General features: G+C 33.5%; 25 protein-coding genes. 14 read left to right on the top strand and 11 right to left on the bottom strand.

Annotation, left to right across the window (positions count from 1 at the left end):
- Positions 1-32 precede the first annotated feature (32 nt).
- From NYQ10_RS19540 to moaA, 13 genes are all read left to right on the top strand, one after another.
- Complete coding sequence (locus NYQ10_RS19540; protein WP_289877909.1) at positions 33-2,249, top strand: molybdopterin oxidoreductase family protein; 2,217 nt, start codon at positions 33-35, stop codon at positions 2,247-2,249.
- An 18-nt stretch (positions 2,250-2,267) separates the two neighbouring features.
- Positions 2,268-2,837, top strand: a complete 570-nt coding sequence (locus NYQ10_RS19535) for a 4Fe-4S dicluster domain-containing protein (protein ID WP_276172884.1) — start codon at positions 2,268-2,270, stop codon at positions 2,835-2,837.
- A gap of 9 nt (positions 2,838-2,846) precedes the next feature.
- Positions 2,847-3,359, top strand: coding sequence for a Rieske (2Fe-2S) protein (locus NYQ10_RS19530; protein ID WP_229349941.1), 513 nt, complete (start codon positions 2,847-2,849; stop codon positions 3,357-3,359).
- 24 nt (positions 3,360-3,383) lie between these two features.
- On the top strand, positions 3,384-3,632 hold the full coding sequence (locus NYQ10_RS19525) for a DUF6755 family protein (RefSeq protein WP_276172886.1): 249 nt from the start codon (positions 3,384-3,386) through the stop codon (positions 3,630-3,632).
- 162 nt (positions 3,633-3,794) lie between these two features.
- Positions 3,795-4,967 (top strand): molybdopterin molybdotransferase MoeA, encoded by a 1,173-nt coding sequence (locus tag NYQ10_RS19520; protein WP_289877908.1) that lies wholly within the window; start codon positions 3,795-3,797, stop codon positions 4,965-4,967.
- 114 nt (positions 4,968-5,081) lie between these two features.
- Complete coding sequence (locus tag NYQ10_RS19515; RefSeq protein ID WP_289877907.1) at positions 5,082-5,654, top strand: molybdenum cofactor guanylyltransferase; 573 nt, start codon at positions 5,082-5,084, stop codon at positions 5,652-5,654.
- A 5-nt stretch (positions 5,655-5,659) separates the two neighbouring features.
- Complete coding sequence (gene cobA, locus NYQ10_RS19510; protein WP_289877906.1) at positions 5,660-6,448, top strand: uroporphyrinogen-III C-methyltransferase; 789 nt, start codon at positions 5,660-5,662, stop codon at positions 6,446-6,448.
- A 2-nt stretch (positions 6,449-6,450) separates the two neighbouring features.
- On the top strand, positions 6,451-6,690 hold the full coding sequence (locus NYQ10_RS19505; RefSeq protein ID WP_289877905.1) for a MoaD/ThiS family protein: 240 nt from the start codon (positions 6,451-6,453) through the stop codon (positions 6,688-6,690).
- 8 nt (positions 6,691-6,698) lie between these two features.
- Positions 6,699-7,775, top strand: coding sequence for a HesA/MoeB/ThiF family protein (gene moeB, locus NYQ10_RS19500; protein ID WP_289877903.1), 1,077 nt, complete (start codon positions 6,699-6,701; stop codon positions 7,773-7,775).
- 10 nt (positions 7,776-7,785) lie between these two features.
- On the top strand, positions 7,786-8,139 hold the full coding sequence (locus tag NYQ10_RS19495) for a lysozyme inhibitor LprI family protein (RefSeq protein WP_289877902.1): 354 nt from the start codon (positions 7,786-7,788) through the stop codon (positions 8,137-8,139).
- Positions 8,140-8,162: 23 nt separating this feature from the next.
- Positions 8,163-8,594 (top strand): molybdenum cofactor biosynthesis protein MoaE, encoded by a 432-nt coding sequence (locus tag NYQ10_RS19490; RefSeq protein ID WP_289877901.1) that lies wholly within the window; start codon positions 8,163-8,165, stop codon positions 8,592-8,594.
- Positions 8,595-8,602: 8 nt separating this feature from the next.
- A complete protein-coding gene (gene moaCB, locus NYQ10_RS19485; RefSeq protein WP_289877900.1) occupies positions 8,603-9,517 on the top strand; it encodes a bifunctional molybdenum cofactor biosynthesis protein MoaC/MoaB in 915 nt (304 codons plus the stop codon).
- Positions 9,504-10,511, top strand: coding sequence for a GTP 3',8-cyclase MoaA (gene moaA / locus NYQ10_RS19480; RefSeq protein WP_289877899.1), 1,008 nt, complete (start codon positions 9,504-9,506; stop codon positions 10,509-10,511). Before moaCB ends, moaA begins: the two co-directional genes overlap by 14 nt.
- 107 nt (positions 10,512-10,618) lie before the next feature.
- On the opposite strand, the gene NYQ10_RS19475 is transcribed toward moaA, so the two are convergent.
- The 3 genes from NYQ10_RS19475 to NYQ10_RS19465 form a co-directional block, all read right to left on the bottom strand.
- Positions 10,619-11,293 (bottom strand): hypothetical protein, encoded by a 675-nt coding sequence (locus tag NYQ10_RS19475; protein WP_289877898.1) that lies wholly within the window; start codon positions 11,291-11,293, stop codon positions 10,619-10,621.
- A gap of 145 nt (positions 11,294-11,438) precedes the next feature.
- A complete protein-coding gene (locus NYQ10_RS19470; protein WP_289877897.1) occupies positions 11,439-12,872 on the bottom strand; it encodes a rubredoxin in 1,434 nt (477 codons plus the stop codon).
- A gap of 275 nt (positions 12,873-13,147) precedes the next feature.
- The gene (locus NYQ10_RS19465; RefSeq protein WP_289877896.1) at positions 13,148-16,663 is read right to left on the bottom strand and encodes a nitrate reductase; all 3,516 of its coding nucleotides are present in this window, start codon (positions 16,661-16,663) and stop codon (positions 13,148-13,150) included.
- A gap of 184 nt (positions 16,664-16,847) precedes the next feature.
- Between NYQ10_RS19465 and NYQ10_RS19460 the strand changes: the two genes are divergently transcribed.
- Positions 16,848-17,552, top strand: a complete 705-nt coding sequence (locus NYQ10_RS19460; protein ID WP_289877895.1) for a Crp/Fnr family transcriptional regulator — start codon at positions 16,848-16,850, stop codon at positions 17,550-17,552.
- Here NYQ10_RS19460 and NYQ10_RS19455 read toward each other — a convergent pair.
- The 8 genes from NYQ10_RS19455 to nirD all read right to left on the bottom strand — a co-directional run bounded on the left by NYQ10_RS19455 (position 17,549) and on the right by nirD (position 25,767).
- Complete coding sequence (locus NYQ10_RS19455; RefSeq protein ID WP_289877894.1) at positions 17,549-18,070, bottom strand: hypothetical protein; 522 nt, start codon at positions 18,068-18,070, stop codon at positions 17,549-17,551. The two genes, NYQ10_RS19460 and NYQ10_RS19455, sit on opposite strands and share 4 nt — an antisense overlap.
- A gap of 112 nt (positions 18,071-18,182) precedes the next feature.
- Positions 18,183-18,548 (bottom strand): hypothetical protein, encoded by a 366-nt coding sequence (locus tag NYQ10_RS19450; RefSeq protein WP_289877893.1) that lies wholly within the window; start codon positions 18,546-18,548, stop codon positions 18,183-18,185.
- A 138-nt stretch (positions 18,549-18,686) separates the two neighbouring features.
- Positions 18,687-19,961 (bottom strand): alginate export family protein, encoded by a 1,275-nt coding sequence (locus NYQ10_RS19445; protein WP_289877892.1) that lies wholly within the window; start codon positions 19,959-19,961, stop codon positions 18,687-18,689.
- A gap of 95 nt (positions 19,962-20,056) precedes the next feature.
- Positions 20,057-21,541, bottom strand: coding sequence for an MFS transporter (locus NYQ10_RS19440; RefSeq protein ID WP_289877891.1), 1,485 nt, complete (start codon positions 21,539-21,541; stop codon positions 20,057-20,059).
- 97 nt (positions 21,542-21,638) lie between these two features.
- The gene (locus NYQ10_RS19435) at positions 21,639-22,298 is read right to left on the bottom strand and encodes a response regulator transcription factor (protein WP_289877889.1); all 660 of its coding nucleotides are present in this window, start codon (positions 22,296-22,298) and stop codon (positions 21,639-21,641) included.
- Positions 22,299-22,805: 507 nt separating this feature from the next.
- On the bottom strand, positions 22,806-24,617 hold the full coding sequence (locus NYQ10_RS19430; protein WP_289877888.1) for a PAS domain-containing sensor histidine kinase: 1,812 nt from the start codon (positions 24,615-24,617) through the stop codon (positions 22,806-22,808).
- 7 nt (positions 24,618-24,624) lie between these two features.
- The gene (locus NYQ10_RS19425) at positions 24,625-25,209 is read right to left on the bottom strand and encodes a DUF4202 domain-containing protein (RefSeq protein ID WP_289877886.1); all 585 of its coding nucleotides are present in this window, start codon (positions 25,207-25,209) and stop codon (positions 24,625-24,627) included.
- Between the two features lie 180 nt (positions 25,210-25,389).
- On the bottom strand, positions 25,390-25,767 hold the full coding sequence (gene nirD / locus NYQ10_RS19420) for a nitrite reductase small subunit NirD (protein ID WP_012026590.1): 378 nt from the start codon (positions 25,765-25,767) through the stop codon (positions 25,390-25,392).
- Positions 25,768-25,859: the final 92 nt, after the last annotated feature.

Genomic DNA, 25,859 nt, shown 5'->3' with positions numbered 1-25,859 from the left:
CCTGAAACTTGAAACAAAAAAAACAAAAAAACATGGCAAAACTACCTGTATCAACTGAAAAAATAATTGAAGCATTTGGACCACATCTTAACTATGCACCTGTAGATGGTTACAACGGACGAGATGAACCAGATGACGTTGTAAAAACACATTGTTGCTTTTGCGGAATGCAATGCGGAATTCAGTTATTGGTAAAAGAAAATAAAGTAGTAGGTTTTGAACCGTGGATGGAATTTCCGTTTAACGAAGGACGTTTGTGTCCAAAAGGAGTTCAAAGATATCTTCAAAATAATCACCCAGATCGACTTTTGCACCCAATACAAAGAGTAGAAGGAAAAGGATTTGAAAAAATTTCATGGGATGATGCAATGGATAAAACCATTTCTGAAATAAAAAGAATTCAAGAAAAATACGGAAAACATGCATTTTCAATGTTATCTGGAGTTTCATTAACCAACGAAAAAAGTTATTTAGTTGGAAAATTTGCCCGTGTCGCTCTAAAAACAAGAAACCTTGATTACAACGGAAGACTTTGTATGGTAAGCGCAGGAGCAGGAAATAAAAAAGCATTTGGTTTAGACCGCGCTTCCAACAATTATTCGGACTTAGAATATGCCGAAGTTATCATTGTTACAGGAGCAAACATTAGTGAAACTTTCCCAACCTTAACGCATTGGATTTGGAAAGCTAGAGATCGTGGGGCAAAATTAATTGTAATCGATCCTAGAATGATTCCGCTTGCCAGAACTGCCGATATTCACTTAGATGTAAAACCCGGAACAGATTCTGCCTTATATGGTGCAATGCTGAAATATTTAGTAGATCACGATATGCTCGATCATGATTTTATTGATAATCATACATCAGGATTTCAGGAAACTATAGATGCCGTTAAAGATTATACTTTAGAATGGGCAGAAGAAGTTACTGGAATTGACAAAGAAAAAATAAAAGCCGCCGCCGAATTGTGGGGAAAAGCCAAAACAAGCTTTTTACTTCACGCACGTGGAATCGAACATCACTCAAAAGGTGTTGATAATGTTTTAGGCTGTATTAATTTGGTTTTAGCAACAGGAAGAATAGGAAGACCATATTGTGGTTACGGAACAATTACCGGACAAGGAAATGGTCAAGGCGGAAGAGAACATGGACATAAATGTGATCAATTACCCGGAAACAGAGATATTGAAAATCCAGAACACAGAAAATATATATCTGAAGTTTGGGGAATTGATGAAAAAGATTTACCGGGAAAAGGACTTACGGCTTATGAAATTATAGAAGCCATTCACAGAGATGAAATCAAAGGATTAATATCGATTTGTTTCAATCCGTTGGTTTCACTTCCAAACAATAATTATGTGCGTTCGGCTCTTGAAAAATTAGAATTTTACGTTTGTATCGATTTCTTCTTGAATGAAACTGCAAGACATGCCGATATTGTTTTAGCAGGATCTTTACAAGAAGAAGAAGAAGGAACAACAACTTCTGCAGAAGGAAGAGTAATCCGAATCAGGCAAGCCGTTACGCCTCCGGGAGAAGCCAGAACTGATACTTCAATTTTATTAGAAATAGCCAAAAGATTAGGTGAAGAAGATAAATTCACATACAATAACAGCGAAGAAATCTTCAATGAATTGCGTGTAGCATCAAAAGGTGGAACAGCTGATTATTTCGGAATTACGTATAAAAAAGTAGAAGATAAAATGGGGGTTTTTTGGCCTTGTCCAACCGAAGATCATCCGGGAACACCAAGACTTTGGGAAGATAAAAAGTTTAAAACGCCAGATGGGAAGGCGCATTTTAATCCCGCACCGTATAAACTTCCGGGCGAAGTTACCGATGAAGAATATCCAATAACATTAACAACAGGCCGTGTCGTTTCACAATATTTAAGCGGAACGCAAACACGCCGAATAGGAAAATTGGTAGATCAGTTTCCAGAACCAATGTTAGAAATTCATCCAGAATTAGCAGCGCAATACGGCATCAAACAAAGAGAATTAGTGAGAGTTGTAACCCGAAGAGGAGAAGGAATATTCCCTGCTAATATTGTAGAAACGATTAGAAAAGATACCGTTTTTATTCCTTATCACTGGCCCGGACATAAATCAGCGAATCAATTGACGCCAGGAACTTTAGATCCAATTTCTAAAATTCCAGAATTTAAAGTCTGCGCCTGCTTATTAGATCCGCAAGGAAAAATAGCGCCGCCAGCAAAAGAATCTGAAGCGTATGCAAGTGTTTAATCTATAAAAAGTGAAGTTATGAATTTGACCAATTTTAATACAAACGAAGAATTTTTTGTAGATATGCAACGCTGTATTGGCTGTAAAGCCTGCGAAATGGCTTGTGCCGAATGTGAAACCAACGGCCAGCAAACCTTAATAAGCGTAAATTATGTAGATCGCTCGTCGACAATTCAAACAACCGTTCAGGTTTGTATGCATTGTGAAGATCCGGTTTGTGCGAATGTTTGCCCCGCGGATGCTATTTCGCAAGACGAATTTGGCGTAGTGCATACCGCAAATACAGAAAGATGTATAGGATGCTCCAACTGCGTTATGGCTTGTCCTTTTGGTGTGCCTAAAAAAGTCGAAGAATACGATTTGATGATGAAATGTACAATGTGTTATGACAGAACAAGTGTCGGTAAAAAACCAATGTGCGCAACAGTTTGTCCAAGTGGTGCATTATTTTACGGAACGAGAGAACAAATCGAAGAAATGAGACCAAACAGTACACCAATTAATAACTTCATTTTTGGACAGGAAAAAGTCAAAACAAAAGTCAATATTATGATGCCAAAAGGAAGTACAGAATTAAGAATTTATTAAACCAGAATCATGTCAAAAGAAGATAATTTAAATCAAAACTGGAAAAAAGATTTCCCCATAAAAAAACAGGAATCAACTCAGGTCAGCCGACGCGATTTTGCTAAATTCCTGACTTTTGTTTCTGGTGGATTAATGGTTGGAAGCGGATTCGTAACTGCAAAAGCTTTTTTATTACCAAAAGAAGAAGTACAAGGTGAGCATTTTATCTGCAATAAGGAAGATGTTCCAGTTGGAGGAACAAGAGGTTTTGTTTTAGAAGGAAGTACAATTCCATATATATTAATTCACTTAGAAAGCGGAGAATTTAGAGCTTACGAACAAAAATGTACACACCTTTCTTGTTCAGTATATTACAAACCAGGAACTGGAATTATACATTGTCCGTGTCACGAAGGTTCATTTGACGCTTCGACTGGAGATGTTATTGCCGGACCGCCACCGCGAGCTTTACCACAATTAGAAGTAGTTTTTAAAGAAAATGCTGTTTTTGTAAAAGCAATGATTGAGAAAAAAGACAGCTAGATTGTATAATTTAAATTTAGAGATATGAGTACTTTTAGACGAAGCCAGAATCGCGCTAACCCTAATAAGCTGAACAATATACTTTCGACACTTATTTTTATTTTGATTTTAAATGTAAGTATTCAAATCTGGCTTTTATATGCTTCTTTGAATAATGCATTAGAGAATAACAAAGAAATTTTAATTCCTGCATTTATAGCTTCTTCAATCTTATTTTTTATTGGATTTGCTTGGTTGTATTATCTTCCAAAAGGTAATTTTAGAAATAAATAAGCAGAACTACTTTCACTTTTAAAGCTATTTGAGTTTTTATAAATCTATGTAAAAGAATTAAGCTAAATTTATATTTTAAAAAAAAATGTACTTAATTGATTGAACTAAGTAAAAATACTTATATTTGTGATAAGTATTTTTTTGCTTGTAAAAAATAGCCTAATGATTAAAGTAGAAGAAGCCATAGCGATTATTGAAGCTAATAGCACAAAAATGCCAACCAAATTAATTTCGGTTAGCAAGGCGTTAGGATATGTTTTGGCAAAAAAAGTAATTTCGCCAATCAACATGCCGCCGTTTCGACAGTCTGCAATGGACGGATATGCCTTTATGTATAGTATTCGACATCAATATGATATTGCTGGGACTTTGCAGGCAGGAGATCATTCAAACATAAAATTAAAGTCAAACGAAGCAATTCGAATATTTACAGGTGCTTTTGTTCCCGATAATGCAGATACAGTCGTGATGCAGGAACATGTAATGGCAAACAAAGATTCGATTTTGATTGCTACAATGCCTGAAAAACTTTCAAACGTTCGCCAAAAAGGAGAACAAATTGCGAAAGACGATATAGTTTTTGAAGCCAATACTTTAATCACACCCGCAGCAATTGGATTTTTAGCTTGTTTAGGAATCACGGAAGTTGAGGTTTACAAAAAGCCGAAAGTAGCCATTTTAGTAACTGGAAACGAATTAGTACAGCCCGGAAAAAAACTAAAAAAAGGAAAGATTTTCGAAAGTAATTCGGTTATGCTAGAAGCAGCTCTGAAAACTATCGGAATCAAAAAAACGAAAGTTTACAGAGTAAAAGATAATTTGAAAGCCACAAAAAGTGCGCTTAAAGCTATTTTAAAAAAATATGATGTTGTTTTAATTTCTGGCGGAATTTCAGTTGGCGATTATGATTTTGTAAAAGAAGCTTTATTGCAAAACGGTGTTCAGGAATTGTTTTATAAAATCAATCAGAGGCCTGGAAAACCAATGTTTTTTGGTTCTAAAAATGAAACGTTGGTTTTTGCATTACCAGGAAATCCAGCTTCATCGCTAACGAATTTTTACATTTATGTTTCGCCCGCTATTAAAAACAAATTAGGATTTTCGAACATTCATAAAACAAAAGTAGTACGTAAATTAAATTCGGAGATTAAAAATAGTACAGGAAAAACATTATTCTTAAAAGCAAAATACGACGAAACAAAAGTCACTATTCTCGACGGACAAAGTTCAGCAATGCTAAATACTTTTGCCGTTGGAAATGGTTTGCTTATTGTTCCAGAAGATATTCAGGAATATAAAAAAGGACAATTAGTAACATTATTGCCGATAGATTAGAGTGAAAAGAGGAAAAAGTTTAAGGTAATCGATGAAAAGCAGTGTATAAATGAAAACATATAGATGTTAGCTTGAAGCTTTAAACCTGAAACAAAAACAACAAAAAACAAAACCATGGAAACACTTACGGTATTTATTCTTTGTGGAGGAAAAAGTTCCAGAATGAAATCAGAAAAAGGATTGGTTTTGTTTCAGGAAAAACCATTTATAGAACATATTATTCAGGCAATTTTACCGATTACAGATCAAATAAAATTGATTACGGCATCAAAAGAATACGATTATTTGGAGTATGAAAAAATTCCAGATTTGGTTTTAGATAAAGGTCCGCTTGGTGGAATTTATACCGCTTTGTCACATTCTGAAACCGAGTTCAATCTAATCTTAAGTTGCGATATTCCGTTAATTTCAACAGAATTATTACAGGAATTAATTTCAAAACATACAAAAGAAGCTGAAATTACAGTTTTTGCTTCAGAGAGTAAAACACATCCATTAATCGGGATTTATTCTAAAAGTATTGTCCCGACAATTAAAGAAGCAATTGAAGCGAACGAATTGAAAATGATGGATTTGTTGGCAAAATTACCACATCAAATTATAAATATAGAAGAAAGCGAAAACTTTCATTTAACCAATATTAATTCGGCTGATGAATTAAACGATCTGAATATCAATTTAATTTAAAGACTATGCGAAATTTAAAAACCCCAAAATTGACGATTGTAGGCGCTGGTCCTGGTGATATTGAATTGATTACCTTAAAAGCAATTAAAGCTTTAAAAAGTGCCGATGTAGTTTTGTACGATGCATTAGTAAATGAAGAATTGCTAGAATATGCATCAAATGCTGAAATTGTTTTTGTTGGAAAACGTTTAGGCTGTCACGCTTACACACAAGATCAGATTAACGATTTGATTGTTTCGATGGCAAAAAAATATGGGCATGTTGTTCGTTTAAAAGGCGGCGATCCTTTTGTTTTTGGAAGAGGAAGCGAAGAAATTGAATTTGCAGAAGATTTTGGAATTGAAACCGCAATTGTTCCCGGAATTTCTTCGGCTTTAGGAGTTCCTGCTTCCGTTGGAATTAGTTTGACACAACGTAAAGTTGCCGAAAGTTTTTGGGTAATTACTGGAACAACTTCTGAACACAAATTATCAAAAGACATTCAACTGGCTTCAAAATCGGCAGCTACTGTAGTTGTTTTAATGGGAATGCATAAATTAGACGAAATCATTTCGATTTATCAGCAAAACAGAAATGACGATCTGCCAGTCGCGATTATCCAAAACGGTACAAAAAATTCAGAACAAAAAGTAATTGGAACTATCAATACAATTACTAAATTGGTTGCTGAAAAAAGCATATCATCGCCAGCAATTATTGTTATTGGCGAAGTGGTGAGAAATACATCGAGCTGGATTTCGTATTTTCAAGAACACTTTGAAGACGAATTTATTTTCCAGAACTTAAATTTATAATAATGATTGAGGTAAAATATTTTGGAGCTGTCGCTGAAAAAACGAAATGTGAATTCGAAAAATTATCTTTTTCTGAAGAATTATCATTGCAAAAACTATTGAAGGATTTGAATGAAAAATATGAGTTCGAATCCCTGACTTTTAGCGTTGCTGTAAATCAAAAAATAGTTTCAAAAACAGCAGAATACACTTTACAGACAACTGATATTGTAGCATTATTACCGCCATTTGCAGGAGGATAAACATAATTATGAGTTCATCAAACCGATATAACAGACAACTTATTCTTCCAGAAATAGGAGAGGAAGGCCAGCGTAAATTAGCAAAATCAAAAGTTTTGGTAATTGGTGCAGGAGGTTTGGGCGCAGCAATTTTACCATATTTAGCCTCGGCTGGAGTCGGCGAAATCGGAATTATAGATCATGATATTATTGAAATTTCGAATCTACATCGTCAGGTAATTTACAAAACTTCAGCCGTTGGAAAATCAAAAGCTGAACAAGCTAAAATCATGATTTCAGAATTGAATCCTGATATTAAAGTAATAGCCTTTACAGAAAGATTATCTGGAAAAAATGCGATTGCATTATTCGAAAAATATGACATAATTGTTGATGCAACAGACAGTATTTCGATTAAATATTTAATAAATGATGCTTGTTTGTTAACCAGCAAACCTATGGTTTACGGTTCTATTTTTAGATTTCAAGGACAAGTTTCGGTTTTTAATTGCCAAAACGGACCAACATATAGATGTTTATATCCAGATGAAAATCAAAATGCTTTAAACTGCGAAGATGCTGGCGTATTAGGAATTACAGTAGGAATTATTGGAATGCTTCAAGCTAACGAAGTCATAAAAATGATTCTAGAAATCGGTGAAGTTTTAAATGGAAAGATATTGGTTTACAACATTCTGAACAACGAACAACAGAAATATGATTTCGAAAAGACTTCTAATCTTCAGATAACAAATGAAGATTTTGAACGGAAATATAATTCAGATGAAAATCAGGTTCAAGAAATAAATTTTGATTCGGTTTTAAATGAAATTGAAAATGATGAGGTTCTTTTTTTAGATGTTAGAAATATTGACGAATCGCCTAAAATCAATCTAAAAAATCGAATTCAGATTCCGTTAATGCATTTGGAAAATAAGTTAGAAAAACTGAATAAAAACCAAACGATTTACATTTTCTGCCAATCTGGAATTCGAAGTAAAATCGCAGTAGAATTACTTCATAAACATCAATTTAAAAATATAAAAAGTATTACTGGAGGCGCTTTGGCGATGAAACAAATTTTACAAGAAAAAACTATTGTTTAAATGTAATGTTATGAAAAAAATATTGTTCGGATTGTTTTTGTTCTTCTGTTTTAATCAATTTGCTTTTTCTCAACAGCACGTCGATGCAACTGGCGAAACAGAACTTTATGAAGCTTATGATAAAGCTGATAAAGAATTGAATAAAGTTTATAATCAGCTGAAAAAGAAATTAGGAACAAAAGATCAAACAACTTTAGTTGTTGCTCAAAAAGATTGGATAAAGTTTCGAGATTCAAATTGTAAATTTAAATCTTATCCCGAAGGAATGGGTGGAGTTATAGCAAATAAAATGTACGCAGATTGTAGAATGCAACTAACAATTAGCAGAACAAAAGAATTGAAAAGCTTGATGAATGGCTTTTAAAGTTCTTGTAATAAAACAAAAAAATGAGTAAAAATGTATTTGTAGAAGGACCAATTTCTCCTGAATTTATAGCCGAATCGATTGCCAAACATCAATCGAAACATACAATTGGAGCGCACAACATCTTTTTAGGGCAAGTTCGCGCCGATGTTATTCACGATAACACTGTCGTAGCAATTGATTATTCGGCTTATACAGACATGGCAAATGAAGCGTTGTATAGCATTCGAGAAAAAGCTTTTGCCAAATTCGATTTAATCTGCATGCATATTTACCACAGTTTAGGCGTTGTAAAAGCGGGCGAAATCTGTTTGTTCGTTTTTGTTTCGGCAACGCGACGCAAGCAAGTTTATGAAGCAACAGAAGCTATTGTAAACTGGATTAAAACCGATGTGCCAATTTTTGGTAAAGAAATGTTTGAGAACGATACATTCACTTGGAAACAAAATAGTTAAAAAATAAAATGGTAGATATTACCCATAAAATAAGCACTTTAAGAGTCGCAACCGCAACTGCAATTGTAAAAGTTAGCAAACAAGAAACAATTGATGCCGTTGTCAACAATTTAGTGCCAAAAGGAAACGTATTTGAAATGGCAAAAACTGCCGGATTGTTTGCTGTAAAAAACACGCATTTATCAATTCCAGACTGTCATCCGCTTCCTATTGAATATACTGCTGTTGAATATAATATTGAGGGTTTAGAAATTCATATCATTTTTAAAGTAAAAACCGTTTACAAAACTGGAGTTGAGGTTGAAGCTATGCACGGCGCATCAATCGTTGCATTGACAATGTACGATATGTTGAAACCGATTGATAAGGAAATTGAAATTTCAACAATCAAATTAATCAACAAAGAAGGCGGAAAATCATCTTTTAAAAATAAATTTCCTAACATAATTAAAGCGGCAGTTTTCGTTTGTTCCGATTCGATTTTTGCGGGAGATAAAGAAGATCGATCTGGAAAAGTTATTGTAGAAAAATTAGATTCATACGGAGTTGAAACTTCTCACTACGAAATCATTCCAGATGAATTAAATATTATTCAAGAAAAAACAAAAGCTTTCGCTGAAGAAAATCAGCTAGTTATTTTTACAGGCGGAACAGGTTTGTCTCCAAGAGATGTTACGCCAGAAGCTTTAGCGCCATTATTAGAAAGCAGGATTCCAGGAATAGAAGAAGCTATTCGAAATTATGGACAGCAGAGAATGCCTTATGCAATGTTGTCAAGAACTGTTGCAGGAACTTTAGGCAAAACAGTTGTATTGGCTTTGCCAGGCTCAACAAACGGCGCAAGAGAATCTATGGATGCTGTTTTTCCGCATTTGTTGCACGTTTTTCATATTTTAAAAGGAAAAAACCATGACAGCCTCTAACACTATTTTAACGGATGGTTTTGGGCGCAAGCATAATTATCTGCGCATTTCTTTGCTGGAAAAATGCAATCTACGTTGTACGTACTGCATGCCGGCTGATGGAATTGCGCTTTCTCCAAAAGCCAGTTTAATGACTGCCGACGAGATTTTTGCAATTGCCCAGACTTTCGTAAAAAATGGTGTTGATAAAATTAGATTAACGGGCGGTGAACCTCTTTTGAGAAAAGATTTTCCAGAAATTGTTTCCAAATTATCCGATTTAGAAGTTTCCCTTTCTATAACAACAAACGGAATTTTAATTGATCGTCACATTGAGGTTTTAAAACAGTTTAAAATTAAAAAGATCAATTTGAGTTTAGATACTCTGGTTTCATCAAAATTTAATTCGATAACGCTTAGAAATCAGTTTGATAAAGTTATTAATAATCTTCATTTGCTTTTAAATAATGATTTTGAAGTAAAAGTAAATGTCGTTTTAATGAAAGGTTTTAATGATAATGAAATTGTTGATTTTGTAAAACTGACTCAGTTTCTTCCTATTTCTGTTCGATTTATTGAGTTTATGCCTTTTGCCGGAAATAAGTGGGATAGAAGCAAAATGGTTTCTCAAAATGAGATTTTATCTTTGGTTGAAAACAGTTTTTCTTCAAACGAAATAAAAAAATTAGAAGACGAAAAAAACTTCACAGCCAGAACTTATAAAATAAACAATTTTCAAGGAAATTTCGGAATCATAAGTTCTATTACAAATCCGTTTTGCGACAGTTGCAACCGCATCCGCTTGACGGCCAACGGAAAAATAAAAAACTGTCTTTTCTCTAACGCAGAAACTGATCTGCTGACGCCTTTCAGAAATGGAGAATCTATTACTGATTTGATTTCAAATGCGATTAAAAATAAAAAGAAAGTTCGTGCAGGAATGGTAAGTGTTTCTGAAATGGATGATCCGAAAAAACATTTTGATAATCGTAGTATGATTGCGATTGGGGGATAATAGTTTCGAGATAACTTTGTCAAAGTTTTAAACTTTGACAAAGTTTGCGAATAGTTAAAATTGATTAATAAAAAAAGGTTCAACTTTCGTCAAACCTTTCTTATATATTATTTTTTCTTTTTAGCTTTTGCCTTTTTTGAAGCTTTTGCTTTCTTTTCAGCAGCTTTTTTAGCTTTGGCTTTTTCTTTTGCCTTTTTAGCTTTTTCCTTTTTCTTTTCGGCTGCTTTTAGTTTTGCTTTCTTCGCTTTTTCTAATTTTTTAATAACAGCTTTTATCGCTTTTTCTCTTTTCTTTTCCTTCTCTTTTTTAGCTTTTAATTTTGCTTTTAGTTTTGATTTTATATCGTTTTTTTTGCCAATTTTTTCAATAGTCAAAACAGGTTTATTTTCTTCAAAAGGCACTGGAATATCATTTGTCTGAATTTCTACAATTTCAGAAACAATTGGTTCTTTTTTTGCCGGTGTTGTGCTTGCTTTTTTTACCGTAGCTCTAGGAGCACTTTTTGAAGCAGCTGTTACAGGTGTTTTTGCTGCAGGTTTAACTGTTGCCGTTGGTGCTTTTGCTGCCGCTGTTCTTGTCGTTGATGTTTTTGCTGCGGCTGTTTTTGTTGGTGTTGTTTTAGTGGCCGTTGTTTTTGAAGCTGGTGTTTTTACAGCAGTTCTTGTGGTTCTTTTTACTGTTGCTTTTGCTTCTGGTTGCACTTCTGTAGTGGTCTCTACAGCTGTTTCTGCTGGAATATCAGTATTATTTACAGCAGGAGTACTTGAATTTCGTTTTATCATAACTGTATTTTTTTGTTGAGTAAAATAGCTTGATTCTAAGAAAATAAATAATATCTGTGGTATAATGATTTATCGTTGTTTCTTAGCTAAGCTAAATATACATAATTTTTAAATACATAAGTGTTAAGCTTTTACTACTATAATTTTATTGTTTGACAAGTTCTAAAACTATAAAATTGCTTTTTGGAGCTTCGCATAAAGAACAGCAATAAGTTTCTGGAAGATTTTCAAATAAAATACCTTTCGGAATTCCCTGCGTTTCATCACCGTATTCTGAATTGTAAAGTGTTAAACATTCCTGACATTGATAAATGTCTAATTGAGGTTTTTCTTTTTTTTGCTGATTTTCTGTGGTTTCGGTAGTTGTGTTTCCTAATTCTTCAAAATATTTTCTGCTCAATTCAATTAAAATAGTCGGCAGTTCCAGTTTGTCAATATCTTGAGAATGTACGATATATTCGCGCGTATTCGGATCGAAATTTTTAGCAAACAAAACATTATAAGTATCTCTGATTTTAATCGATTCTAAAGCGGCTGGAAGTTCATTTTTTTCGATAATAATCGAAGTGAAATAATGCCCATCGCGATTGTATTCTGAAATTCCGAAATTCAATCCGTAAGTACTAATATCAAATTGATCTAAAGTACGAACTAGAAATGTTTTCAGGTTTAAAGCCCATTCCATTGCAACTGGCAAATGCCAATTCAATTCTAGTAAAGAATGACGAACGTTGATTCCTCTTTTGCCAAGAAATTTTTCCCATTCGAGTTTTCTGTCTTTTGGAATTCCTTTTATAATGAAAGATTTCCAAGGCGTAATGCAGATTTTCCCAATTTTACATTCAAAACACAAATCGCACATTTCTTTCAGAAAATCCAAATCGTACTGGTTATTTCTCCAATATAATCCAAGCCAATATTGGTCTATTCCCATTCTATTCATTCCTTCGTAATATGGAAATGGATAAAATGGAATGTTCAGCGGTTTATCAATAGTTCTGTTATTAGTGTCTAAAGCTTCGCTAACCAAAGTAAACAACAATTCGATATCAGCAGAAATATCTTCTTCAGAGATTTTTTCGATTTCGTAATAAATTTTTGCAAGATCCCAGCTGTAAATTAAAACAGGATAAACTTCCATTTTTTCCCATTTAGGCAGACGGATATATAAATACCAATAATCTTCATGTTCTGAAGCAATAAAGTTCAAATGTCCCGTAAACAAAGGAACCAATTGCTGTTTCGGATCAGTTATATTGACTTTTAATTTTGGCTGTTCTTTAAATTCTTCTAATACATATAAAAAACGATTTCCGGTAAGCCAGTTTGTATTTCTAAAAATATCTGTAGAAACATAAGAAGAAACAATATTATTACCGCTTTTTTGATCGGGATAAACAAAATGATGTTTTCCTAAAGTGGTTTTGTCTAATGTTTTAAAGCCTTGAGGAAAAATAATATCCTGTCTAGAACCAAACGAAATGGAATCTAAACCTTCCTCCAAAGCAATATTTACCACTTCTCGTAATTCTCCTGGCGAAATAACTCCTCCTTTTACTATTAATCTTGTTAGTTCCATTTTTCTTTTTGTTTCAGGTTTCAGGTTTTCTTTGTTTCAGGTTTTTGGGTTGTGTTGATTTTAACGCAAAGAGCGCAAAGTTTTTTCGCAAAGTTTTTTAAGGTTTATATTTGTGTGTGAAATTGTTTTTTTTAAGTTCACAAAGCTTGACTAAAATTTATTCTCAAAGCTTTGAGAGCTTTGTCTCCTTTTAAATATACTTTGCGAAACTTTGCGAAAAAACTTTGCGCTCTTTGCGTTAAAATTTATGCTCAAAGTAAAGTAGCTAAAAGAGCCTATTTACATTTTGCAAGAATCTCTTTGACTTCTGTTTTACAACTTCCGCAACCTAAACCTGCGCCTGTGTTTTTGCATAATTCGGTGAAATCATTTACACCGCTTTTAATGGTTTCTTCTATATTTCCTGCTCCAACTTGACTGCACGAACAAACCAATTTTCCTAAAACTGGTTTTGTGTTTGAACTTCCTCTTAAAAGAGTATTTCGTTTGTCTGATAATTCGATTTTGCTTTCAATCATCGTTTTAAATTCAGCAAATTCGTTTTTATCACCCATTAAAATTGCACCAACTAAAAGATCGTCTTTTACGATGCACTTTTTGTAATAACGTTTTTTCAAATCGGTAAAAACAATTTCTTCATAAGAATCATCATTTTCTGGAATTGTGAGATCGCCAATACTGCAAAGATTTATATCTTCTAATTTTAGAATATTCATTAAAATCGAACCTTTGTAATAACTGCTGATATCGCCCGCTAGGAAATTCGCCAAAATATCAGCTTGTTCTTCCGCTGCCGAAGTAATTCCGAATAACTTATTGTTGAATTCGGCAATTTCTCCAATAGCAAAAATATCAGGATTTGAAGTTTGTAAATACTGATTAACTTTTACACCGCGACCGCATAAAAGACCGCTTTCTCTTGCAATTTCTATATTCGGAATAGTTCCAATTGTATATACAATGGCATTTGCCGTTATGATTTTTCCGCTTTTTAAAGCAATTTCAATTTCATTAGGATTATCAGTTTCAAAAACCGTACTGACTTCATTATCAAAATAAATCTGAATGTCGCGAAGCTGAACTTCTTCTGCCAATAATTTGCTAGAAATTCGATCTAGCTGGCGTTCCATTAAACGTGAAGCTCTTTGAATAATCGTAGTTTTTACTTTTTTATGTTTTAAAGCAGCAGCCAATTCTAAACCTAATAATCCGCCACCAATTATTACAACATGTTGTTCTTCTGGCGGAAGATTAGTGCTATCTAAGTGTTTTTTCAAACGATCGGCATCTTCTTTTCTTCGAACGGTAAAACGGCCAGGAAGATGAAGTTGTGCATTTTCGGGAACAAAAGGTCGGCTTCCTGTTGCCAGAATTAAAGAATCGAAAGTATGATTTTCGCCTTGACTGTCTAAAATAGTTTTATTTGTTGCGTCTAATTTTTCAATCGCAACGCCAGCTTTCATCGTAATTTTTAATTTGTTAAAAGCTTCGCCGTCTCTCACTTTTAAAAGCTGTTCCCACGTAAATTCACCCGTCATATATTCTGGAAGCAAAACACGATTGTAAAACGGATTTACTTCATTCGAAAAAACAATTATTTCATCTGTTGTATTGAATTCTCTATAATTTTGAATGAATCGAAATGAAGCTGCACCCGCGCCAACAATTGCAATTTTCTGAAATGGTTTTATATATTTAGAAATTGAAACAGTTGTGAACTTAAAATCAGGTTCTTTTGAAACTGGATCGACAACAGTATTGGTTAAATTATTGGTTCTATTTAAATCATTTTCAAGTTGTTTTCCCCAATGCATCGGCAGAAAAACCACTTTTTCTTTGATTGAATCGGTAACTTTTGCTTTTACTCTAACTTCTCCATTTTTACTTGTTACAGTAACAATATCACCGTTTTTAATATCATTTTTAAAAGCATCAATTGGATTTATTTCTAAAACTGGACTCGGAATATGCGTTAATAATCTCGAAACTTTTCCTGTTTTTGTCATCGTATGCCATTGATCGCGAATTCTTCCCGTTGTTAAAATAAAAGGAAATTCGGCATTTGGCTGAACCGAAGTGTTTTCGATTGAAACAGGTAAGTTAAAAATTGCTTTTCCAGAAGGAGTATAGAATTTTTTATCTGTAAAAAGGCGAGGAGTTCCGGGATGTCCATAATCTGGAACTGGCCACTGAAAAGTTCCTTCGGTTTTTAGGCGATGATAATTTAAAAATGAAATGTCAATATTGGTATTTTTTGTCAGCGCACAATGTTCTTTATAAATTTCTTCTGCACTGTTAAAATTGAATCCGTTAAAATTCATTTTCTTAGCAAAACGAATCAGAATTTCAATATCTGGAAGTGCTTCGCCTGGCGCATTGATTCCTTTTGGTAAATAAGAAATACGACGCTCAGAATTGGTCATCGTTCCTTCTTTTTCAAGCCATCCCGCCGCAGGCAATACTAAATCGGCAAATTTGGCTGTATCGGCATTATGAGAAATATCTTGAACAACAACAAATTTAGCATTTTGAAGTGCTTTCTCGGCTCTTCGAGAATCTGGCAAACTCACCAACGGATTAGTACAAATAATCCAAACGGCTTTCATTTTACCTGATTCCAAAGCTTCAAACATTTCTGTTGCCGTTAAACCCGGTTTATCTGAAATTTCGTCAACGCCCCAAAAATCGGCGACTTCTTTGCGATGTGTTGGATTTGCGATGTCTTTGTGTGCGGCTAAAAGCGTTGCCATTCCGCCAACTTCGCGTCCGCCCATTGCGTTGGGCTGTCCTGTTAATGAAAAAGGCCCAGAACCTGGTTTTCCAACTTGCCCCGTTAATAAAGATAAGTTTAGTAAAGCGGTATTTTTGTCAACACCAACCGCACTTTGATTTAAGCCCATTGCCCAAAGCGAGATAAAACCTTTGGCTTTTCCGATAATATCAGCGGCAAGTTTAATGTCATTTACTGGAATTCCGCATAGTTTTGAAGCTTTTTCTAAAGAAGTTCCTAAAACTAAATCTTTATATTGTTTGAAATTCTCCGCGTTATTTTTTACAAAATCATGATCTACATGACCTTTTTCGATAATTCGTCTGGCAATCGCATGATATAAAATAATGTCCGAACCGGGAATAATCTGCAAATGCAAATCGGCAAAAGCTGCTGTATCAGTTCGTCTAGGATCGATACAAATTACTTTAATTCTTGGATTTTTCTCTTTGTGTTTTTCAAGTCGTCTGAAAAGAATAGGGTGGCACCAAGCGGGATTTGCACCCGTAATTAAAAAAGTGTCCGCCAATTCAATATCATCGTAAGCAATTGGAACAGAATCTTCTCCAAAAGTCTTTTTGTAACCAACAACGGCAGAGCTCATGCAAAGTCTCGAATTGGTATCGATATTATTGGTTTTCAGAAAACCTTTTACCAATTTATTGACTAAGTAATATTCTTCGGTTAAACATTGTCCCGAAATGTAAAATCCAACGCTGTCAGGTCCATGTTTCTTTATTATAGAAGAAAAAACTGCCGCAGCGCGATCAAGCGCCGTTTCCCAACTCACGCGTTCTAGCGGATAATTTTTACTTCCGCGCATTTCAGGATATAAAATTCTATCCGATGTATCGTTAACTACGTAGTGCAAATTCATTCCCTTAGAACATAACATTCCTTTATTAACGGGATGATCTTTGTCGCCTTCGACCATTACACCATTTTTAGCATCGTTAGTCACGATTATTCCGCAGCCAACACCGCAATAGGAACAGGTAGTTTTGATCTTAGTACTTTGCATTACAATTCGGTTTTGGATACTACTTAACTAATAAGTTCTGATTTTAGATGAATCACTTATTTAACTCAAAACAAAAATAAGTATTTTTTAAGTATTAATACTTATTTTTTAAATTTATTTTTATTATTTTTGATAACAAGAAAAGAGAACCAATAAATATGTTTCATGCTAAAAAATTGAACTCATGAAAGAAGAACATTCAATTTGTTATAGCTGTGTCAATGAAAATTGTTTTATTAAAAAGCATCTGCATTTAGAGCAAATGAAGCAATATGTCGCTAAGAAGCAGAGTTTTGTATGTAAAAAATCGCAACAATTTATTACGGAAGGTGCGCCATTGCAGGGGCTTTATTTTATTTGTTCAGGAAAAGTAAAAACAGTAAAAACAGGAATTAATGGTCGCGAACAGATTGTGCGTCTAACTAAAAATGGCGATACAATCGGCTTTCGCGGATTCGGAACTGGTAAAAAATATTTGATCGGAGCTTACGCTTTAGAAGATACCGTTTTATGTAATTTTAGCAATGAAATTATGCTGGAAATTCTAAAAGAAATTCCTGAATTTACCTATGCTTTAATGCTGTTTTATGCCGAAGAATTAAACAAAAGCGAAAATAATATTCGCAAGATTGCACATATGAATGTTCGTGAACGCGTGGTCGATTTACTGCTTTATGTTCATCGTAAATTCGGGCAAGTCAATGGTTTGATTGATATTGAGCTTTCGCGAAAGGAAATTGCAGATTTTGCAGGAACAACTGAAGAACAAGCAATTCGTGTTTTGTCAAGTCTTAAAAAAGAAGCGTTAATTAAAACCGAAGGAAAACGTGTGGGAATTTTAGGGATTTCAGAATTAAGATCTGAAATTATGGAGCATAAATATTTTTAGATTTTATTTTTTTTTCCATTTTCGTAAACGTAATGGAATGCTTCTCCATTTTTAGATAAACAAAATTCCTTCCCATTTTTCTTCCCATCTTTAAATTCACAACTATAAATTAATTTACCGCTTGAAAAGCCTTCTTCTAATATTTTATTTTCATTTTCATCAAAATAGATAGTAGAATATATGCTTCCGTCGAAATCTAATTTGTCTTCTTTTTTCTTTTTAAAATATTGATGTTCATAGAAGTAGGTTTTTTTACTTGGAATTCCTGCTTTATTTTTGTTATAATACTGAGTATGAAGTATTATGTAGCCATTTTGATATTCACTTTTTGATAATAATATATTATTGGTCCATCTTCGATTTTCTATTGAACCTGAAAAGATAGAATCGTTACTAATTTTATAAATTAATCCATCTTTAGAATAAATATCTTTGGAAGTAAGTTGTTGATTATCTTGAGCAAAACTTAATCGCGTTAAAAATAATGTTAGAATTAAGGATTTGATGATCAGGTTCATGTAGTATTTTGTTTCAAAAATGTTAATCAAATATACTGTTTAAAAAGCCAAAAAAATACCCTTTCTCAAAATAGAAAAAGGGCAGTTTATATATCTAGAGATTTCTTTAATCTTAACCAACAAGCGTTGAAGTACCGCTATTAATATCAATTTCTACAAAATTATGTTTTCCGATAACGATAAGCAGTTTATTAGAATTATAACCAACATATCTAATTTCTGGTTCTCCTTTTTTTGGTTTTCCGCAAACAGAAACTACATTGGTTTGCCATTTCAATTTGCTTTTTTTGTAGGCAGATATAGTTTGCATGTCATTTTCAACATAATAAATAATGTTGTTTTTTTTAATTCCTCTTTTTTGCGTTTTAGCAAAATTTATTTCTGAGTTCTGAGAAATTAAGGCATCGTTGTATTTTTGGGCGATACCAGTTTGCGTGACCATAAAAGTCAGCATTGATAATTTTAGAAATGGTTTCATTAGAATAGAATTTGGGGTTCGTAATCGGCTCAAATATAATTAATTAAATGATACAATCATTTATAAATGTTAAAAAAAAAATACCCTTTTCTGTAAATAAGAAAAGGGTAAAATATTAAAGCAAATTTTAAAGAAACGCTATTTTTTCCAGTTAAAAATTTTAGGATCAACAGATATCATTAACCAAGCCCAATTATTAGTATGGCTTGTATCTCCACCTTTAACAAATTCCATTGTTTTAGATCCAAACATTTGAGAGTAACCTCCAGTTACGGTTATGTTTTTCTTGAAATTATATCCAAAAGTCGCATCAATCTCAGTTCCTAAATACGAATCTAATTTTTCATTTAAAGGTGTAACAACATCAGCTGCTGTTAAAAACAAATGCGGAATCAAAGCAAACTGCCATTTGTTTACATTGTAGTTTAGTTTGATAAATGCATCTTGTAAACCATAGCTATTGGTGTAATTTCCAACATAAAAATAATCCATATAACCATTAAATCCATGGTTTGTTCCAAAAAGCGGATTAAAAGATTTGATTACGGTACTTCCGTCATTTGAAGATTTTCCAGATAAAAATTCGTAACCTAAATCTATTTTAAAAGCCTCTGTTAAGTTGTAGCCTAAATTGGCAGCAGTATTCCAAGCGCTCACTTGACGATCATTGCTTTTTCCAGTTTGCCCATACACCCAAAAATTGGAGTCTAGTTTGCCTTTTTTATAAGTCACATAAGATCCAAAAGTTTGCTTATAATCTACTAGAATTTTACTCTCTGGAGTATTTGGATTGCGAGTATATTCGTATCCTGTATTCAATGCTAAAAAGCTAGCGCCTAAATTTTCGCTGAATTGGTTATGATACCAAGCATATTGCATATTTTTATACATATTTGGCACTGTATAAGTAGTTTGAACTAGATTTTCGGCATCTGAGTTGTACGCACCTCCAAAATCTAATTTTTGTGTTTCATTATGAAAAGAAACTATTAATGCGTCATGGCTTTGTCCTTGTTGTGCCCAATCCAATCCTCCAAGGATACGCTGATTATCATAAGAAAGAACCTGACGTCCCATTCTGGCGCTCCATTTTTCGGTAAAATTATATTGTGCCCAAGCCTCAAAAACAGCAACTCCATTTGCATCTTTTGTCGTAGTACTTGGTACATCTCCCCAAGTTCTTGTATTTTGTAAACTCAGTTTTACGATTAAATCTTCTTGTTTATAATTAATGCCTAAACGAGAGCGTTGTGAAATTTGCGATGTTCCTTCTTGACCGTAGTTCAACGGTTGTTTGAATCCATTTCTATATTCAAAACGTGGTCTGATTTGAAGATTAACATCTAATTCTTGTGCCTGGATTTCAAAACTTAATCCTACGATAAGTATTAAAATTAGTTTAAGTTTTTTCATAAATTGGTAATTTTTTATCGAGGGTAAATTTATAAGAAAAAGCCGTAGTTAATTATGATTTATATCATAATTTCTAATATTTTTTTAATCTTGTCTTAATAGGCTGGTTCTAATTCAACTTGTTTTATTTTAACCTTTTTTTCTTTAGAAAGTTGTGTTATAGTATAATGCATCCAAACTAAACACCCAATTGAAAAGATTAAAATAAAAATCCATGAACTTGACCAGATTCCAGTTGCAGTTAATAAATATCCGAAGATAATTGGTCCGAAGAATCCGCCTAAGCCACCAATCATTCCAACCATTCCGCCGACAACGCCGACTTCATTTGGAAAATATTCTGGAATATGTTTGTAAACTGCAGCTTTTCCGATTCCCCAAGAAATACCAATTAGAATTACTAAAATTAAAAATACCCACATATTAGCATCAAACTTAATAACAGTAACTCCTTTTGCAATCAATTCTTTTTTAGCAACGCTTTGATTGTGAGCAACAACAACATCTTGCCAACTTGATGTTGTTGGAAAAATAGCATTTTCTGCTGCGTTAGCTGTCTTTTGTGTAATCGTATATTCTTTATCTCCCACTTTTATGGCTTTGTCGCTAATTTCATTTACAACACCTTTTTTGGCCGCTAATATTCCTGGTCCAGAAGTTGTGATTTCCATTTTCGGAATTGATAATAATGCGCTTAAAATTACAGATGAACCTAAAACCCAATACATCACTTTTCTGGCTCCGAATTTATCCGATAGGTAACCTCCAAAAGCTCTAATAACACCAGAAGGCAAGCTAAACATTGTTGCAAATAATCCTCCCATTACTAAACTAGTCTGATAAACATTCATAAAGTTTGGCAACAACCATTGTGAATAAGCCACAAAGCATCCGAAAACTAAGAAATAATAGGCTCCAAAACGCCAAACTCTTCCTGATTTTAAAGGTGTAAGCGTTTGTGAAATAGTTTTGGTATTGTTTTCTATTTTTTTGTTTTCTGTAAAAATTAAAAACGCAATTCCGATTACGACTAATGAAACGGCATAAATTACAGGAAGTGTTTTCCAGCCGTTTTGCGGATCTTCAATAGAAAAATGATTTAATAGGGAAGGAGCTAAAAAGGTTGTTATAGCTGCGCCAGCATTTCCCATTCCGAAAATTCCTAATGCGCGCCCTTGCCATTCTTTTGGATACCAGATTGAAGTATAGCCAATTCCGACAGCAAAACTAGTTCCGACCATTCCAAACAAAAAGCTTAATAAGGCAAACATGGCGAAACTATCGGCGTAGGGAAGAAGGAAAAGCGGAATAGAACAAAGCAATAGTAAAAGAGAAAAAACATATTTTCCTCCAAATTTGTCTGTTAAAATTCCGATTGGCAGACGCATTATTGATCCTGTTAAAATCGGAATTCCAAGAAGCCACCCAACTTGAATAACATCCCAATGGAAAATTCCGTTATCGACCAAAAAGGTTACTAAAACCCCGTTTAAAGTCCAACAAGCAAAACACACTGTAAAAGCCAATGTGTTCAAAAATAAAATTTTGTGTGATTGCGATAAAGAGTTTGTATTTTTCATAGCACTTATATTTTTATGTAAAAATAAGTACTATAACTTAGTTAAAAACTGCTAAAACGCAGTTTTTGAAAAATATTTACGTATAAATACGTAATTTTTATATTAAAGAATACTCTGCAGCTTTGTTAGAAAGTTCCATTAAGTTTTTTACTTTCAATTTTTTCATCAGATTAAAACGGTGTACTTCGGCTGTACGTTTACTAATATCTAATGCTTCAGCTATTTCTTTGTTTCCTTTTCCAGATAATAAAAGAGTCAGAATTTCTTTTTCTCTTTTGGTAATCATCATTTCTTCACTTAGATTTTGTTTTGGTTCTATTGATGATGAAGAATTAGTTAATTGACCGATTAATATAGAAGAAATATCACCGCTGAAATATTTTCCTCCGCTAGCAACGCTGTGAAGTGCTTTTAAAAATTCCTCTTTTGAAGATCCTTTTAATAAATAGCCATCGGCACCAGCTTTTATAGATTTCAAAACATATTCTTCCGATTCGTGCATCGAAAGCATGATGATTTTTATCTTATTGTTCTCGCTTCTAAGTTTTTCTACTACCTCAATACCAGTTAAGTTTGGCATACGAATATCTACTATAAGTAAATCTGGTGCTGTAGCTGCGACAACTTCTAGTGCATCTGCACCATCAATTGCTTCACCTACAACCTCGATGTTTGCTTCGTTTTCTAATAAAGATTTGATTCCGTCTCTAACAAAAACATGATCATCTGCCAATACTACACGAATGATATTGCTCATACTTTACTTAATTTTGATTTTGGATTTTTACGTATATTCATCTAAAAGAAGATGCTAATATACGTACTTTTTTTAAAAATAAATTCCAATATTAAAATTTCTAATGTTGGGAATTTTAAATTTCAAGGATAAAACTCTAAATTTTGAGAAAGTTTTACATCAAGTTTGTCATTTCGAGGAACGAGAAATCTCCACAAGAAACTCCGCAATCTAAATCGCCAATCTTTGTAGAGCTCCTTGTGGAGATTTCTCGTTCCTCGAAATGACAAATAGAACTTGATTATATCTTGAAACCGTTTGCCCGCGAGAGGGATAGGAGGAAGCTACCGAAGTAGCCCGGATAGCCCGACAGCATTAGGGAAAGTGGGCGAATATAGACAAAGTTTGTTTGCCCACTTTTTCTAATGCTGGCTCGCCCTAATAATTAGATAATTAGTTAATGCGGCAATTAGAAAATGTTTTGAGATACTTTACGTAATTATCAAATTATCTAATTGCCACATTATCTCATTTAAGAATCGGAATATTAAAGGTAATTCTCGTTCCTTCGCCTGGAATTGAATTGATGAAAACGCGGCCGTTGATGTATTGAATTCTTTCTTTCATAAATAAAAGTCCCATTCCAGATTCGCTGTTTCTTTTTTTGTCGACCGAATTGATGTCGAAACCTTTTCCATTGTCGTCTACGATAATACTTAGAAGTGTTTCGCTATGAGAAAGTCCGACAATTATATGCGATGATTCAGCGTATTTTATGGCATTGTTAATCGCTTCTTGTGTAAGGCGATAAATATTGATTTCTATTAAAGAATCTAAACGCTGATTAAAATCGGTTTTGTTGTAAAAAAGGATTTCTTTTCCGGTTAGTTTAGAAAGTTCTTGTGTAAGTTTTGCCAGCGAAGAAACAATTCCGTGATCGCTCAATTCAGGAGGCATTAAATTGAAAGTTGCCGTGCGGACACCTTTTATGATGTCTAAAGAAAGTTTCTTTAAATACTCAATTTTTTGTTCTGATTTTTCTCTGTCATCTAAATTGATGCTTTCTAGACTGAACTTTAAACCAGTGAGCATTTGTCCAATTCCGTCGTGAATTTCTTTGGCAATTCGGTTTTGTTCATTTTCCTGATTTTCAACTATTTTACTCGAAATAATCTTTTGCTGATTAATTTTTTCGGTTGTGTTTTCAAGGTTCAAACGTTCGACTTCTCGTTGCGCTTTTTTACGTTCGGTGATGTTGAAGCAGACGATTAAAAGTTCCAATTCATCTTTTTTAATCATTACCGGAACCATTGATAAATCGAGCCAGATTTCATTGTTTTCTTTCGATAAAATCTTGACTTCGCCTTGCCATCCGCTACGTTGTTTTTCGAAAATTAAACGGTCAAAATTGACTTGCTCTTTTTCATCTACTGTTAATACTTCTGAAAACTTTTTGTTAGATGAAAACTTGGTATAATTAAGAAGTTTGGCAAATTTTTCTCCAACATGTATAATCGATCCATCTGGCGCGATTCGGCAATAGAGTAAAGTATTCTCCATTGCGTAATTAAGCGATTTTAATTCCTTTACGGAGTTTTCCTTAATTTCGCTGATAATTTCTGTGTCGTATGCAAGCTTTAAAGCTTTCTTCTCAGAAGATAAAAGTTTTGCAATTAATTTCTCGATTTTCTTATTTGTAGGTTTGAAAATGAAGAAAAATTCTAAAAGAAGTATCAATAAGGTAAAACCAAAAATCCAATATTCTATTCTGCGTTGTTCGGTTACTTTTTCGTGCGCTTCGAGATCGTATTGCGTTACGATTTGATTCATTTTAGAAAGAAAAATGCCTTCGTTTTCTAAAATTACTTCAACTAATTTTTGATTTTCTAAAGTGTTTTTTTTCTGTTTTAAATTAAGAAGAAATAGATCGGTGGTTTCTGCAATTTTGTTGAAAATAGGATTTATTTCAAGATATAATTTAGAAAGTGTTTCTGATTTTTCTTTAGGAAAAGCTAAGCTGTCATTTCCGTTTTCTAACGCATTTTGGTTTTTTTTCCAAAGTGCTAAAACACTTTTTAGATGCGAAGTTTTTTTATCAGAAGCAGAATCTGAAACGTAGTGTAAAATCAATACTTCTTTTACAATTTTCTGACTCAGCATTCTTTGCTTGCCCGAAAAATTGATAATCTTAGAATCGCTTAACTGCTGATTTAGATTGTATTGCACTAAAAATTGACTGACAATTATAGTTAAGGCAATAGTAAGAAGCGCAAAAAAATACAAACGGCGTAAATTTTTGAAAGTGATTTTTTCTGCAGCTTCCTGATTGCTTTTTTTCATATCTTTTTTACAATCCCAAAGAAGCTTTTATTAGGTTTAAATTTTCTTCAGAATAATTGATTTTTAATGCTTCCTGATGACCTTTATCAGACATTTTATCCCAAGTTTTTTTGATGATGTTTTTTAGTTTTTCTTCGTCGTGTTTATGAACGAATGGCTCTAAATAATGTTCTAAAAATACAAGGCAAATTACATCTTCCAATAATTGAGTTTCGGCATCTTTTTTAAGTAATTTTTTCTCAATTAAAAATGAAACGCGATCAATAAAAGTTTGATTATAACCAGCTTTTGTCAAAATTTCGGCAGTAGTTTTTGCGTGGAATTTTTTCAATTCTTCTCTCCATTTCAAATAACCAACGCGATCCATTGGGTAAGATTCACGAGCGACTTTCCATCTGCAGATATGCTGCGCTTTTGAAGCGATTTGGATTTCTTCTGAAGCATTTGGTTCAAACTGCATCAGTCTTTCGTACATCCGGTTTGAATACAATAATTCTTTAGGATATTCTTTATTATTGTCTGTTTCGATGTTTGGATCTTGTGCATTCTCCGCATCAATCCATTCGCTTGCTTTTTGAAAAGGTGTAGTCATTTTTTGGTTTAATAATAGATTTCAAAGATACGTAATTAAGTAGAAAAGTAGAAAAGTCGAAAGTCAAAAGTCAAAAGTCGAAAGTCAAAAGTCAAAAGTCGAAAGTGAGATGAAAGAAGAAAGAAGCAAGATTTGAAAAATTGTTTCATCTTGTCTCTTGCTTCTTGCCTCTTAAAAAGTCTAATCTGCAAATCCAACAAAGACTTCGTTTTCAACTACTTTAATCGGATAGGTTGCAATTTTGAAATCGTCGCCATTTAAATTTGAACCGTCAACAAGAGAAAAAGTTTTTTTATGCATCGGACAAGCGATTTTCGGAATATCATCAGCAGAACCTGTCATTCCTCTTGAAAGCACCATTTCCATTTTGTGCGGACAGGCGTTTTGGCAAGCGTACCACTCGTTACGACGTGTGAAATTGAAAATAGCAATCTGCTTGTTTTTATATTTTATGCATCCGCCGCGATTGGTTGGAAAATCTTCTACTTTACCTGCTTTGAACCAAATTGTTGCATCGCTCGCGTGAACCGTTTCGTATTGATTTAAGATTTCTTCCATTTTGATTAAGTTTTGATTTCCTGTTTCTTAGCCCTCTTTTTACAATCATGAGAGTTATGATGGCGCAGTAAAAAAAGAGGGTAAGAAGGACA

Origin of the sequence: Flavobacterium johnsoniae (assembly GCF_030388325.1) — a bacterium.
Lineage (GTDB): Bacteria > Bacteroidota > Bacteroidia > Flavobacteriales > Flavobacteriaceae > Flavobacterium > Flavobacterium johnsoniae_C.
This window is presented reverse-complemented; position numbering and strand designations above follow the sequence as displayed.